This window comes from Flavobacterium sp. C3NV, from assembly GCF_046825355.2.
In the GTDB taxonomy this organism is placed as follows: Bacteria; Bacteroidota; Bacteroidia; order Flavobacteriales; family Flavobacteriaceae; genus Flavobacterium.
Window position 1 is genome coordinate 189,307 of sequence record NZ_JBKQBJ020000008.1, and the last position, 14,651, is coordinate 203,957.

Consider the following 14,651-nt stretch of genomic DNA (forward strand, 5'->3'; position numbering starts at 1 on the left):
GCTAACTTATTAAAAAAATACATATAATTCTTACAAATGTATTTGATTAAAATATGCTATCAAAGCATTTGTAACTAAATAATTACAAATGAAAAAGCCTGACAATTATAAACTGTCAGGCTTTTTTATTATTTGTATTTTTTAAATACTTAATAAGTTCCGTTTTGCATTTTAGATAATGTTTCGCGAATGTCTGTAGCAGTTTCTTCCTCTACGTAATCGGTTAAATATTTAACAGCGAGAGTTTGTGTTGATATCGCTTTATCTTTTTGTCCGTCTTTATAATACAACTGCGCCAGAGTGTCTAGATAATATGGATTGTTTTTACTAACCACCAAACTATATTCTGACCATGTAATTGCTGACTTTATAAAACCAGTATTGCCGGGTTTTGAAACTACGGTCCATGCCGCTTCATTGCACAAGTTCGAATGGTATTCCTTAAAAGCATTCCATCCATTATATGAATACTCAGAATTAGGATCGATCGAAGTAAACATTGTATCTAGTTTTTCGATAACGCTTCCTTTATCTGTAGCAAGATTAGCATTAAAATAAGTACTAAACTCTTTTAGATAATTTGTATTTGAGCCGTCTCTATCTTGTATCTCAGCCAAATAAGTAAAATAATTTTGATAAGATTCAAAATTGCCTTTTCCTGCAGCAATTATTTTTTTATAAACCGAAATCGTTTTGCTGTCATCTTTTGCTCCCGAAGCATTATTTTCGACGACATAATTATTTTGCTGTAAAGCTGTCGCAATCTCCGTATTTAAGCTTCCTATAGCATGCGTTTCTCCTTCTTTAGCAGTAAAAGCAGCACGTTCAGCATCAATCGCATCGTAGTGTTTTATCACATAATCTATTGCAAGAAAATCAGTATCATTTAAAACTTTATCATCTTTAAAAAACTGCTTCGAAAATCCCTGATTTTTAATTTCTTTCAAAATAGTTTCAACCAAATACATATTCGGTTTTGTATCTTTTTGATGCGCTTCAATTAGTTTTTTCCAAACCTGAGCAACTTCTTTTTTATCTAAGGCTGCATTTGCAAACTTAAATTCCGAAGCATTATCATCAGTTGTTACCGTATAATCTGCTTCATAATCATACGATGTTTCAAGAATTGCCACCTTATTAAAAGCCTGAATCAAATCAGCATCTGTTGCTTTTTTGTTTTTTAATGTTTTACTAAAAGTCAACAATCCATCTGTTCTTTGCAATTTTTTATAAAGAGCATCGTAATAATTAAACTGATATTGTTTGTCCTTAAAATTAGATTTTGCAGTGGCTAAAATCTCTCCATTATTATTCAGGATAATCACACTTGGATCAGCTGTAACTTTATTCGTTTTAAGCCACTTTTTATCATCGGCTGTAGCCAAATAATAATTATACAAATCATATTCAGGATGGTACGCATCATACATATTATAAGCAATTTGCGTTTCCTGATCTTTAATAAAGGCATCAAAATCAGTTTTTGCCGAAGCATTTTTACTGTCAACACCAACTACTAAAAATTTAGTTTTACTGTCTTTAATTGATGAAAGCGCATTTTTAAGACTATTCTCGATTTTTAATTTAAAATCAAATGTTGGAGGATATGAATCTACTCCTACAACAGTAGAATCTACTGCAACACCAAAATCATCACTTACCAGAGGTTCTTTCCCGGCATATGTCCAATTTGCAACTGTTTTATTTTCTAACGGAATTATTTTTGAACTCGTTTCCGGCTGAGCATCTTTTGCATTACGAAATACCAAAGGATTATTTCCTGATTGCTCAGAAATCATTAACTCGTTTGTTTTCTGATCAAAAAAACCGGCAATTTTTAAATCGCCTACAACATCCACTTGATATTTAATGGTAACTTCTGAAACATCTTTTGGCAAAGCAAATTTAGAAACCTTGCTATTTCCTCCATATTCTTCATAAACCAAATACAAATAATCTGCTTTATCAATCTCAAAATCTACATCAGTTTTATCCTCTTCAGGATTTACTCTGGTTTTAATATCCGATAATCTTTGATATTCGACATCGCCCGAACCTTTTTGTGTACCAATGTAAAAAGAGTAGTAGTAAACAGCATCAACAAACTTTATTTTTACTTTTTTTGCTTTTTTATCATTTTTAAAAGCAAGGTCAAAACCACTATCTGCTTTTGCACTTGGAGTAAATACTAATGAATCGCCTTTGACTTCATAATTACCAGAATAAAAAACCAACTCGTATTTATTATCGTCTAATAAATTCAGTTTGATTTTTTGCCCTTTATTGGTTGATAAATAAGATCCTTTTTCAATATTTTTTGTTTGAGAAAAAGAAACAGATATTAAACAAAGGAAAGCTAAGAAACTCCATATAAAATTACGCATGCTTACAATTTTAGTTGTTACTATTTCAAACAAAGATATTTCTTTCTTATTTAAAAAAAGTATTTAAAAAACAATGCATTGTAATTAAAATACTATAAATTGTATTTCATCGAAAACATAATATAACGGGGCTGTACAGTATATTGCGAAACTCTTGTAGAAAACTGCGAGAAGCTGTCATCATTAAGATATTTAGTGTTTAGTAAGTTGGTAGCCGATATTTTGTACTCCCATTTGCTATCCTTTTTTTGATAAATTAAACTTGCGCTTAAAAAGTCATATTCGTTATCGACCGTTTTATTGCCATTGTAATAATGGTAAAACTCATATTCTGAAACAAACGAAAAACTATTCAGGAAGTAATAATCCAATCTTGCAAAAGGTTTATCTGTATAATAAGTTGAGCCGCTATATTTGTTAATCAAAGCATTATAACCAAACTCGATATTAGGCATGTTTTTATAATTTGTTGATGCTTTTACGGTGTAGCTCTGCACAAAACTTTCTGTAGTGGCCAATTCATTATTCTGGATATTATTGAATTTAGACCAATTGAAACTCGCATTTACAGACGCTTTGTAGTTCTTTAAAAACGAACGCCCGTAATTTCCCATTCCGCTAAAAGTTTCATCGGCTAAATTTGAATTATAAGGTGATGACGATTGGTTAATTCCATTAAAATCAGCTTCTGTTTTAATTGCATCTACTTTTTTAGTATAAGTTGCATTGGCAAAAATATTCTCGAAATTGAACATATTGTATTTGAAATAACGAAGCGTATGAACTTGCGAAGTGGCATTTTCTAACAAACGATTTCCGCGGAACAAACTACTGTAATCAGACAGAACATAACCCGCAGCTAATTGATTAATATCTGTAAAATCATTGGTCAGAGAGAAATTATACGTCAACGTTTCTGATTTTTTGATTTGATATAAAGCAAAAAAATCAGGCAGCACTTTTATGAAATTCTGAGAATAATCTGTTCCCAGCTGCGTGTTTTTCATGTTATAGGAATGCACACTAACACCCGGAGTTAAAGTAAATTTTCCTGCCAGAATTTTATAATGAAATCCCAGAAATACATCATTAAAATTATAGTTTACCTTATTATTGTTGTCGGGATCATTTAGATCATTTCTGTCTCCGTTATCCAACATTTGAAAAATATGGGAATTAAAATCCTGATATGAAAATGTATTTCCAAGTGTAATATTGATGTTACTTTTTGGTGTTACCATATAATAGTAATCCAGTTTTGCATCTAACTTATTTGTTTTTACAAATCGATTCTGATTGAGGTCATTTCTTTCCTGCCCCGAGGTATAACCTGCTAAGTCAAAAGGTTGTGTACGCAAATTGGCATTATAAAACGGATTTTCGTCCTGATATAAATGCTGCATTTCAAAAGCAAAAATATTTTTATCGCTTTGCGTATAATACAAACTCAAATCTTGTTTTATAGATGTTGGATCCTGTTTTTTACCCGTAAGGATAGTTTCTAACGTCGAAACTTTATTCACCACAGATTCGCGCAACAAATCGGTATCTTCATTTTGCTTGGATAATTTCGTTAAAATATCATAATCAAACTGAAATTTATCATTGGGTTTATACGTTGAACTCAGTTTAAAAAGTCCCAGATTATTTTTTTGATGTGTTTCTTCTTCTCTCTTTTGCTCATCTCCGGATTCTAAAATCGTCGTTTGCGATTTCGTTTCCAGATCTGTTTTTGAAGTTGATAAAATTCCGAAACCGCTTATGTTCCATTTCTTGGTAACGGAATAAGCAAAATTTGTTGCTCCAAATTTCGTTTCAATTTCTTTAGCGCGATTGTTTCTTAAAATCGAAATTCCCAAGTCGTTTGATGAGACATTAAAATTACTTCCGCCTTTTTGCATCATATTTTTAAATCCTCCTGTGAACTTAAAATAATCCTGAGCTGTAAGCGGTAGTTCGCCAATATTATTAAAATTGGTAATTACATTAATACTGTATTTCGGGCTGTAATAAAATAATTTCGGATTAATAATATAGCGGCTATCGAGTTCGCCAACTCCGGTTCCGGCTGTTACATCTCCAAACCAAAAGTTCTTTTTACCTTCTTTCAGTTTAATATTCATCGCTACATTATCCTGATCATTTCCTAAACCTTTTAGAGCGCCTACTTCATTGTAATTTCTTAAAACCTGAATTTTATCAATCGCATCGGCAGGAATATTTTTAACGCCGAGTTTAGTATCTCCGTCAAAAAAATCCTTTCCCTCAACCATTAACTTACTTACTTTTTTACCTTCCACTTCAATTTCTCCATCGGCATTTACCTCAACTCCTGGCAATTTTTTCAGTACATCTTCCAGTTTTTTTTCGGTTCCGGATTTAAACGAATCAGCATTGTACACAATAGTATCTCCTTTTATAGAAACCGGCATTTCGCGTACAATTTCAACACCCTGAAGTTCGATTCCGGCATCATCCATAACAATGTTCTGAACGATGTTGGCGCTTTGGGTAGAAATAGTAATTTCTTTCGATTTCATTCCCAGATAACTCACCTTAATGGAGTAAGAAGTATTGGGCTTTAATGTAAGCTGAAATTTTCCTTTGTCGTTGGTAATTCCATAAGAATCCATTGCTTTTGTAGCAGTATTTACAGCCATAATATTGGCCATCTCTAACGGATTCTTTTGCTCATCCTGAATAAATCCGTCAAAACGAACACTTTGAGAAAAGCATATAGAAGTAAATAAAAAGGCGAATATAAAAAGTGTTTTGTTCATTGATAGAATGAATAAATAAGAATAAATAAAACTTTGAAGCAGAAGATCTACCTTCCAATTGTTTGTGCCGGTCCGCTTGAACGACCACGATTCATTTCTCTAAATTCTTCCATTTTTTTTACTACCGTTTCATCATAATCTTTCTGTGAAACTACTTTTCCTTTTTTAGAAGGCTTGATATCTGCTTTATCTTTAGCATTCAAAACAATTTTTGAACATAAAATTGTAGTAGTTCCATCATTTATTTCTAAAATCAAACCGGGAAGTCCCCAATAATTTTCAGGACCTTGACTTACAGGAATTTCAGGCGTATACCAGGCGGTAACAACAATTTCTTTTGGCAACTCAAAATTATCTTCAAAATTGGTTTTAGTCTCTCCGGAAGTTTTTTTAGCTTCCTCTTTTTTATCATCGGTTTTTTTAGGTCTAAAGTTTCTAAAATCGGTTTTACTTGGTTCTTTTACCACGGTTGCTTTGTAGCAATTGTACCCGCCAATTTGTTTGGTTTCCTGCTCTAATTTCCAATTTAATTTTGGCAGCGAATCTATAACCAGAAATTCCTTGCCCATAAATTCTTTATCTACCGTATATGATTTTGTTTTAACATCTTTATAGAAAGTGCCTCCGCCTCCCATCATCGAACTCACCATAACGCGAAAACCACCTTGCTGTCCGGGAGCTTCCAGTTTTTCTTCTTCTTTATAAATAGAGGCCGACTTGTCAAAATTCAGGATAAAAGTTTTTTCCAGCATTTTTTTCATTCTTTCTTCCATGCTCTTTTGCATTTCCGGCGTGATATCACGATTGCCTCGCATGCCTTCAAATTTTGGCACTTGCGTTTTTGACTCATAAACAGCCATTCCCTGAAAATCTTTTTGCGCCTGCACTTGAGTAAATACAAACAGCAAAGACATATAATAAATTACTTTTTTCATTTCGTTTTCTTTAAAATTGTGTAAAGCCGATAAAACTTACACTCAAATGTATCGTTTATTTTAAAATTCCGAAAGTTAAATATATCAATAGCGAGAAGATATAGACAAAATCGACTATTGCTTAGACTATTACGATATAACAGGACTAAAGAACTAAATCTTTATCTTTAAGTAATTTCTACTTTAGTTTTTTGTAATTTGGCTCTTTAGAAACCAAGTATTATGAGCAAAACGGCACATATTTTTTTATATTTTCTTTTTATTGCCTGCTCTTTTTCAGCTGTTTTTTCGCAAAACCAAAAAATAAAAGCAACCTCTGTTTCTCGTCTCTCAACTGATGCTGATGATTTTTCAGGTTACGACTCTTTTGGATATTCTTATCAGATAAAAAATAATGTTTTCAGTAAAATTAAAGGCAAAGAAATATTTGAATACAAGAATGTTTCATTAGGAAAAATTACCAAAGTCGATTTACAAAATCCGCTTAAGATTGTTTTATTCTATGAAGATTTTAATACCGTTGTATTATTAGACAATCAGCTTAATAAGGTTACAGAGATTAATTTTTCTCTCAACAATACACCCATTGTTGTTTCAGCAATCGGAATGTCTACACAAAATCAGCTTTGGATTTACAATGCCTTAAACCAGCAAATTAGTCTTTTTGATTATTTAAAAAATGAATACAAAACCGTTTCTACTCCATTAATAGAAACCATAAAATATTATCAAACCGACTTCAATACCTTTTATTGGATTGATAAAAAAAACAATTGGTTTTCCTGTGATATTTTCGGGAAAACAACTTCGTTAGGAAAAGTGTCTGATTTTGATGCAATCGAAATAATCAATAATCATCAATATCTTTTTAGCAAAGCTAATTTGTTGTATTTTAAAGACATTACAAGTACAAATTCAAATGCATTTTCTGAAATTGAAATTTTAGAAAAATCGTTTGACAAATTCTGCTACAAAGACCAAATTTTATCTATTTTTACAGCTAAAGAAATAATAAATTATAAAATCGTAACACCGTAATGCACATAGCAATAGCAGGAAATATAGGAGCAGGAAAAACAACTTTAACTAAATTATTGGCCAAACATTTCAAATGGGAACCTCATTATGAAGATGTAGTTGATAATCCGTATTTAGATGATTTTTACCATCAAATGGAGCGCTGGTCGTTTAATTTGCAGATTTATTTCCTTAACAGCCGTTTCCGTCAGGTATTGCAAATTCGCGAAAGCGGAAAGAAAATCATTCAGGACAGAACGATTTATGAAGATGCCTATATCTTTGCGCCCAACTTATATTCGATGGGATTAATGACGAGCCGTGATTTCGAAAACTATACTTCGCTTTTTGAATTAATGGAAGGATTAGTAAAAGCGCCTGATTTATTAATTTACCTAAGAAGCTCTATTCCTAATTTAGTAGGGCAAATTCACAAACGCGGACGTGATTACGAAAACTCTATTTCTATTGATTATTTAAGCCGATTAAACGAAAGATACGAAGCCTGGGTACAAACTTATACTAAAGGAAAATTATTAATTATTGATGTTGATAATATTAATTTCGTTGATAATCCGGAAGATTTAGGAAACATCATTAATAGAATTGATGCTGAATTGAATGGGTTGTTTTAGAAACACAGATTACACTGATTAATATATAAAAAATGCCTCTAAAAATTTTAGAGGCATTTTTTATTATAAATATAACCGCAATCTTGTCATCCCGAGGAACGAGGGATCTTCGCAAGAAACTCCGCATTCAAAATCGCCAATCTTTGTCGATTAACTAGTGTGATCCTTCGTTCCTCAGGATGACAAAAAGACGGATATTATCTTTTACTTCGCAGCTTCGATTTTTGCTTTTACTTCAGCTTCTGTTCCTTCATAAACTTCGGTAGTTGTTTTGCCATTTTCTGTTTTTGTTACGGTTCCGGTTGTAACCCCATTAACCGTAGACAAATTTACCTCAAGTCTGTTTTTACTGTATTTAGTAGTATCAAAACAATCTGTTTTTTGGTATGCATATTTTCCGTTTGCATCGTAATGCGCCAGGCATTTTGCTGTTTCTTCAGCCGTGCATCCTTTTTCTTTGCACATTTTAATACATTCTTCTTTGGTCATGCCAGATAAATCTCCACATTTAGAAACTCCTCCTGCATGCATTTCAGTTTTAGCACAACAAGAACCTTTTTCAGCCAAACCAGCTGTAGCATGTCCTTCACCTAAAATAGGCGCAATTACCAATCCTATCAAACAAGTTAATTTGATCAGGATGTTCATTGATGGCCCTGAAGTATCTTTAAACGGATCTCCTACTGTATCTCCGGTTACAGCTGCTTTATGTGCATCAGAACCTTTGTAAGTCATCTCTCCGTTGATTAAAACTCCTGCTTCAAAAGATTTTTTAGCATTGTCCCAGGCACCTCCGGCATTGTTTTGAAAAACTGCCCAAAGTACACCAGAAACGGTAACTCCTGCCATATATCCTCCTAACATTTCAGCAATTAACTGATTGTTATCTGCATAAACTAATTTTCCTAAAAGTACAATTGCAATTGGAAAACCAATCGTAAGAATTCCAGGTAACATCATTTCGCGTAAAGCGGCTTTTGTAGAAATCTCTACACATTTTCCGTATTCCGGTTTTCCGGTTCCTTCCATAATTCCTGGAATCTCCTTAAACTGACGACGTACTTCATACACCATATCCATAGCGGCTTTTCCAACAGAATTCATAGCCAAAGCTGAAAATACTACCGGAATCATTCCACCCACAAATAACATGGCTAAAACAGGTGCTTTAAAGATATTGATTCCGTCAATTCCTGTAAATGTTACATACGCTGCAAATAAAGCCAATGATGTCAAAGCTGCAGATGCAATTGCAAATCCTTTTCCGGTTGCTGCAGTTGTATTTCCTACTGAATCTAAAATGTCTGTTCTGGTACGAACTTCTTTTGGTAATTCGCTCATTTCGGCAATTCCTCCTGCATTGTCAGATATTGGTCCAAAGGCATCAATTGCCAATTGCATAGCAGTAGTTGCCATCATGGCTGAAGCTGCTAAAGCTACTCCGTAAAAACCTGCTAAGGCATACGAAATCCAAATTGCTGCTGCGAACAAAATTACAGTTGGAAAAGTAGAAATCATTCCGGTTGCCAATCCTGCAATAACGTTTGTTCCTGCACCTGTAGATGATTTTTGTACAATTGCCATAACCGGTTTTGTACCTAATCCTGTATAATATTCGGTAACAGATGAAATAGCTCCACCCACTACTAAACCGACTAAAGTGGCATAAAAAACACGCATTGATGAGATGTCTTTAGAACCTTCGCCAAAAAAACTCATTTGCATAGTTTCCGGCAACATGTATTTTACCAGAAAGAAACAGGCAATGGCAGTTAAAACAATTGAAACCCAGTTTCCTATATTTAATGCTTTTTGTACTTGTGCTTCTTTGGCATTATCATCGGATATTTTTACTAACGTAGTTCCTATAATAGAGAATAAGATTCCGAAACCGGCAATCGCCATTGGCAATAAAATTGGACCAATACCGCCAAAAATATCCTGAATGTTTCCACCCATATCTTTGATCACGTAATTTCCTAAAACCATAGCCGCCAAAACTGTTGCTACATACGAACCAAATAAATCTGCTCCCATACCGGCAACGTCTCCAACATTATCTCCTACGTTATCTGCAATTGTAGCAGGATTACGAGGATCATCTTCCGGAATTCCGGCTTCTACTTTACCTACTAAATCTGCTCCAACATCGGCAGCTTTTGTGTAGATTCCGCCACCAACTCTGGCAAACAAAGCAATTGATTCTGCACCCAATGAAAATCCGGCTAAAGTCTCTAAAACCTTAGTCATATCTTCAGATGAAGTCCAAACGCCATTCATAAATATTTGAAAGAAAACAATGAAAAATCCTGTTAGACCTAAAACAGCTAAACCTGCAACTCCAAGTCCCATTACGGTACCACCGCCAAAAGAAACTTTTAAGGCTTGCGGCAAACTTGTACGGGCAGCCTGAGTGGTTCTAACATTTGTTTTAGTGGCTATTTTCATTCCCATATTTCCAGCCAAAGCCGAGAAAAATGCTCCAAAAATAAACGCCACTACTATTAATATATGTGTAGTAGGAACAATAAAAGAAATTCCGGCTAAAACGATACTGGCACCAATTACGAAAAAAGTCAGTAATCGGTATTCTGCTTTTAAAAATGCTAATGCGCCTTCGTAGATGTAATCTGAGATCTCTTTCATCTTGCCATCGCCAGCATCTTGTTTTAGGACCCAAGTCCTTTTTATCGCCATGAAGACTAATCCTACAATTGCCATAACAATTGGCAAGTAAATCATAAATTCGTTCATAATATTATAATGGTTATTGGTTAATATTCAATATACTATGTAAAACGAATTTAAACAAAAAAGCAATACTCCTGACGGCCGTATTGCTTTTTTTATAATAGAATAGGGTAAAAATTATTTAATACTAAATAATCCCTCTGGTTTATTTTCAATATCATCAAAACGCTTTGTACACTCAGCAATAATTGCAAATGCTTCGTTTACATCTCCCCAACCTTCTACATCTACTTGTTTGTTTTCAAGATCTTTGTAAACCTGGAAGAAGTGCTCGATTTCTTTCAATAAGTGACCGTTAATATCTGAAAGGTCATTTAGTGAATTCCAGATTGGATCTGAAACCGGTACACAAATGATTTTTTCGTCTGGTCCTTTATCATCTGCCATATGGAAAACTCCAATTGGTTTTACTTCAATAACACATCCAGGAAAAGTTGGCTCGTTTATTAAAACTAATACATCAAGAGGATCTCCGTCAAGTGCTAAAGTTTCAGGAATAAATCCGTAATCTGCCGGGTACATCATCGAAGAGAATAACATTCTGTCGAAACGCATTCTTTTGATTTCAAAATCGTACTCGTATTTATTTCTACTTCCACGTGGTATTTCGATTAATACATCGAAAGTTGTTAATTTGTCTGCGGTCATTTTCGTTTTTTATTATTTCTATAATTTCGATTGCAAAAGTAACTAAACAATCCTTTTTTACAATAAAAAACTTCATTAATATGCCTACTTTTCTTTTAAATAACAGACAGTTAATATGTAATTTTCCTGTTTCTCTTATTTAAGTAATAATGCCACAGCAAATATGTTGCATAAGATCGGTAAGGACTCCATTGTTGCGCATGAATTTCCATTTCGTTTTTGTCATGAATATCAAGTAATTCTTTGATTGTATTGAAAACTGCAATATCACCTAACGGAATCAAATCGGGTTCCTGAAGACAAAACATTAAGTAAATATCGATCGTCCAGTTTCCTATTCCTTTTAATTTTATGAGCTCTTCCCGAACTTCTTTTGCGGTTTTTGCTGCTAAACTTTCAATATCTAATTCTTTGTTTAAAACGGCATCCGCCAATATCTTAATGTATTTTGTTTTTTGACGGCTTACACCTAAAGTGCGAAACTCTTCATCTGATAAAACAGACATTGTTTCGGGATTGCAAGTGTTGTAGGCTTTTATTTTTAAGAAGGTGGCTTTCGCCGAATCTATAGAGACTTGTTGCTCGAGTATCAATAATACTAAAGTTTCAAAACCTTGCGGGCGTTTCGGGATCGGTGGTAATCCGTATTTTTCTATGATTTCAAGAAAAACTGGATTTTTGACTGATAGAAAATCGATTGCTTCCTGCATGGCTTTATTTTAAGTCTATTCAAAATTAAATAAAAAAGAATCTCACAAAGTCGTAAAGTTTTTTTTCACGCAGATTTTGCAGATAGAGCAGATTTATTTTTCAATCTATTTTATTGATCTGCCTAAATCTGCAAAATCTGCGTGAAATAATTTTAATCAATAAAAAACGCCAAGTTGCTAGAAATTAAACTTAGCGACTTGGCGTCTTTGTGGCAATTTATTTTATCTTAGAAATAGAATCCGAACGATCCTTTTACTGCAAATTTATTGGCATCCGGAGTATTTAAATAACTACCTCTCCAGGAGAAATCGATACGGAATACTTTGAAGATATTTCCGATTCCGGCGTTGTATTCCCAATACACATTTTCTGGTGCATTATAGGGTTGCGCCGATGCATTGATTGCTCTGTTTGCATCTGAGATGGTTCCGTAAACTCCTTTTACTCCAACGAATTCTCTCCAGTTGAGTTTTCTCATAAATGGAATTCTCGCGAATAATCTTCCTCCAAAATCATGATTCCATTGCAGAGTTGTATATTGATCGGTAATAAATTCGTAGAAATTTAAGTTACTAAACGTGTTTTCGATGGTAAAATAAGTCTGGTTACCCGGAATTACACTCATTAATCCTAACGGAATTGTACCAAAAGTTTTTCCGGTTTCAAGGATAATATTTGATCTTCCTAGGGGTCCAATTATAATAGGCTGTTTGTAAAACAACTGTATTTTTTCGTAAGCAAAATCACTTTGCATAACTCCTTTTAGTCCGTAACTAAAGTTAACAAAGAAATGACTAAACGGACTGTCTACAAGGCTACGCTCTACACCAAAACCAATAGTTTTACGATTGGGCATAAACTCAAACTGAACATTGGCTTCAAACTGTTTTACTGCACTTTGTATGACTCCTGCAGGATTTGCGGCCGTTGGCAGCGTTGTATAATAATCCAGACTAAATGTTGGCGAAGCAGATTCTAATGTCCTGTATGAAACACCTGCCTGAACAACAAAGTTTTTCAAAGGCTCCATTTCGACCGAAACGTTGCTTAGGTTAATATTGGTTAATTTTCCGTTGCTTCCTGTTGTAAATAAGGCTGATGAAGCAAAACTTCGACCTAAAATATCATTTGTTGTGGTTAAGCTGGCACCAATTTGCTCGATGTCGCGCCTGTTTCCTCCGGAAATAATAACTCGTTTTTTCTTGTCGACCATCCATTTTCCTGAAACTCCGTATTTGAATTTATTATCATCAAATCCGTAAGCCGTATACGCTTGTATACGCCAAGGATCATTTGGTCCAAAATAGGTTCTTCCTCCTGCTCTAATCCTTAAACCTTCGACCTCATTATAACCAAATGTCGAGAATATTGGCCCGAAATCAAAGTTTTTAAATTCGACGTAACCGCTTCCTAAAATCGAGACAAGACTATATAATTGTTTAAATCGCTTAACGGTTTGCAGGGTATCCAGCATTTTGTAAATACCGGCTTCGTCTTTATTTAATTTCTCAAAACGATTTTCTTCCCAGAATTCAGGCGGTCGGTCATAAACAGCATTATCAATAAAATTGACTTCTTCTTTATAAAACTTCTCCGGCTTTGGAATATTAAATTTATGATTGCGATAAAGAGTCGTTCGTTTTCCGTAAACTCCTTTTGATTTTTCTTTTTTATTTAAAGCAAAATCCGACATCATATAATCCCTGGTCAACAAAAAAGTTGAATCATTTTCTACTTCAAATTCCTGTTCGATATAAATATCTTTTACCCAGTTAATATTGGCACTTTTAGTAACGCCCATATTAATTTTTTTGATAGCAAAAGTGGTATCGTTTACCCAAAAATCCCCTTTGAAGGTTAATTCGTTTTTACGTCTTGGATAAAAAACAATATTATAACACCATTTTTTATCAATAAAAGCACTGTCTTTTAGGACATAATTGTAAACGTCAATTCCGGTTCTTGAAAGCGGACTTGTAAAACTTTTATCAAAAAACTTAAGGTGATTATCGTAAATATTATAATCTGAATAAAGATCTTTTACGAAGGAAAGAATCTGCTGATTTCCGTTGAAACCAGACATTTTATTTCCAGTAATGTTCTCTTTTACTTTCTTTAATTTATTATCACCGTAAACATCATAAACAGATTCGTTGATAAAAATTGGAAGATAGGTTTTACCCGTAACATCAGAGGTATCAACATGCTTAAACACAAACTCCATTCCTTTAAAGAGTTTGTTTTTCATAAAAGCACTATCGATTGTGTTCATATCAAACTCAACTTTCTCGTACTTTTGCATTTGATATTGATTGAATTGGTACAAACCGTTTTTACGTTTTCGTTCCCAGATTTTTCTCAATATGTCTAATGCCGGATTATTCTTTTTAGATGTTTTTCCGGTAAAAATTACTACTTCATTCAATGCCTCAGCTTCGCTTAAGACTATTTTAAAATCATAATTTACAGCTTTCTCTAAAGGAACTTCTCTATCTGAAAATCCCGCAGAACTTACTAATAAAGCGGTATAAGTTGTTGGCGATTCCAGATAAAAACGACCATCTTCATTAGATACTATTCCTGTATTTGATCCTTTAAAAACAACATTGGCAAACGGAACAGGCTGATTCGATTTGTCCAAAACAATTCCACTCACTTTAGTTTGTGCAGTAGCAATAGCCGCAAATGCGAATACAAAAAATAGGCTGAGTAAAATTATTTTTTTCATTTATCTGAGCAAAAAAAAAACTTCATCAATTAACTATGAATGATGAAGTTTTGTGAGTATTT

General features: G+C 33.7%; 9 protein-coding genes. 2 read left to right on the forward strand and 7 right to left on the reverse strand.

Annotated features, from left to right (window positions below; translation table 11 throughout):
- Positions 1-149: 149 nt before the first annotated feature.
- The 3 genes from ACIDC4_RS13645 to ACIDC4_RS13655 all read right to left on the reverse strand — a co-directional run bounded on the left by ACIDC4_RS13645 (position 150) and on the right by ACIDC4_RS13655 (position 6,099).
- Positions 150-2,384, reverse strand: coding sequence for a hypothetical protein (locus ACIDC4_RS13645; RefSeq protein ID WP_412043104.1), 2,235 nt, complete (start codon positions 2,382-2,384; stop codon positions 150-152).
- 92 nt (positions 2,385-2,476) lie between these two features.
- Positions 2,477-5,164, reverse strand: coding sequence for a carboxypeptidase-like regulatory domain-containing protein (locus tag ACIDC4_RS13650; protein ID WP_412043103.1), 2,688 nt, complete (start codon positions 5,162-5,164; stop codon positions 2,477-2,479).
- Positions 5,165-5,211: 47 nt separating this feature from the next.
- The gene (locus ACIDC4_RS13655) at positions 5,212-6,099 is read right to left on the reverse strand and encodes a GLPGLI family protein (protein ID WP_412043102.1); all 888 of its coding nucleotides are present in this window, start codon (positions 6,097-6,099) and stop codon (positions 5,212-5,214) included.
- A 222-nt stretch (positions 6,100-6,321) separates the two neighbouring features.
- Between ACIDC4_RS13655 and ACIDC4_RS13660 the strand changes: the two genes are divergently transcribed.
- Both ACIDC4_RS13660 and ACIDC4_RS13665 read left to right on the forward strand, forming a co-directional pair.
- Positions 6,322-7,137, forward strand: coding sequence for a hypothetical protein (locus ACIDC4_RS13660; protein ID WP_412043101.1), 816 nt, complete (start codon positions 6,322-6,324; stop codon positions 7,135-7,137).
- Complete coding sequence (locus ACIDC4_RS13665; RefSeq protein WP_072954754.1) at positions 7,137-7,751, forward strand: deoxynucleoside kinase; 615 nt, start codon at positions 7,137-7,139, stop codon at positions 7,749-7,751. The genes ACIDC4_RS13660 and ACIDC4_RS13665 overlap by 1 nt, the downstream gene beginning before the upstream one ends.
- 204 nt (positions 7,752-7,955) lie before the next feature.
- Here ACIDC4_RS13665 and ACIDC4_RS13670 read toward each other — a convergent pair whose 3' ends face one another.
- The 4 genes from ACIDC4_RS13670 to ACIDC4_RS13685 form a co-directional block, all read right to left on the reverse strand.
- Complete coding sequence (locus ACIDC4_RS13670) at positions 7,956-10,505, reverse strand: sodium-translocating pyrophosphatase (protein ID WP_412043100.1); 2,550 nt, start codon at positions 10,503-10,505, stop codon at positions 7,956-7,958.
- A gap of 114 nt (positions 10,506-10,619) precedes the next feature.
- A complete protein-coding gene (locus tag ACIDC4_RS13675) occupies positions 10,620-11,150 on the reverse strand; it encodes an inorganic diphosphatase (RefSeq protein WP_065449271.1) in 531 nt (176 codons plus the stop codon).
- A gap of 110 nt (positions 11,151-11,260) precedes the next feature.
- On the reverse strand, positions 11,261-11,860 hold the full coding sequence (locus tag ACIDC4_RS13680; protein ID WP_412043099.1) for a DNA-3-methyladenine glycosylase family protein: 600 nt from the start codon (positions 11,858-11,860) through the stop codon (positions 11,261-11,263).
- A 227-nt stretch (positions 11,861-12,087) separates the two neighbouring features.
- Complete coding sequence (locus ACIDC4_RS13685; protein ID WP_412043098.1) at positions 12,088-14,589, reverse strand: DUF5686 and carboxypeptidase-like regulatory domain-containing protein; 2,502 nt, start codon at positions 14,587-14,589, stop codon at positions 12,088-12,090.
- Between the last annotated feature and the right edge of the window lie 62 nt (positions 14,590-14,651).

What these genes read in the sequence shown, in the direction of transcription:
- ACIDC4_RS13675 (WP_065449271.1), bottom strand. Translation starts at nt 11,150, where the DNA reads ATGACCGCAGACAAATTAACAACTTTCGATGTATTAATCGAAATACCA.
- ACIDC4_RS13660 (WP_412043101.1), top strand. Translation starts at nt 6,322, where the DNA reads ATGAGCAAAACGGCACATATTTTTTTATATTTTCTTTTTATTGCCTGC.
- ACIDC4_RS13670 (WP_412043100.1), bottom strand. Translation starts at nt 10,505, where the DNA reads ATGAACGAATTTATGATTTACTTGCCAATTGTTATGGCAATTGTAGGA.
- ACIDC4_RS13665 (WP_072954754.1), top strand. Translation starts at nt 7,137, where the DNA reads ATGCACATAGCAATAGCAGGAAATATAGGAGCAGGAAAAACAACTTTA.
- ACIDC4_RS13685 (WP_412043098.1), bottom strand. Translation starts at nt 14,589, where the DNA reads ATGAAAAAAATAATTTTACTCAGCCTATTTTTTGTATTCGCATTTGCG.
- ACIDC4_RS13650 (WP_412043103.1), bottom strand. Translation starts at nt 5,164, where the DNA reads ATGAACAAAACACTTTTTATATTCGCCTTTTTATTTACTTCTATATGC.
- ACIDC4_RS13655 (WP_412043102.1), bottom strand. Translation starts at nt 6,099, where the DNA reads ATGAAAAAAGTAATTTATTATATGTCTTTGCTGTTTGTATTTACTCAA.
- ACIDC4_RS13680 (WP_412043099.1), bottom strand. Translation starts at nt 11,860, where the DNA reads ATGCAGGAAGCAATCGATTTTCTATCAGTCAAAAATCCAGTTTTTCTT.
- ACIDC4_RS13645 (WP_412043104.1), bottom strand. Translation starts at nt 2,384, where the DNA reads ATGCGTAATTTTATATGGAGTTTCTTAGCTTTCCTTTGTTTAATATCT.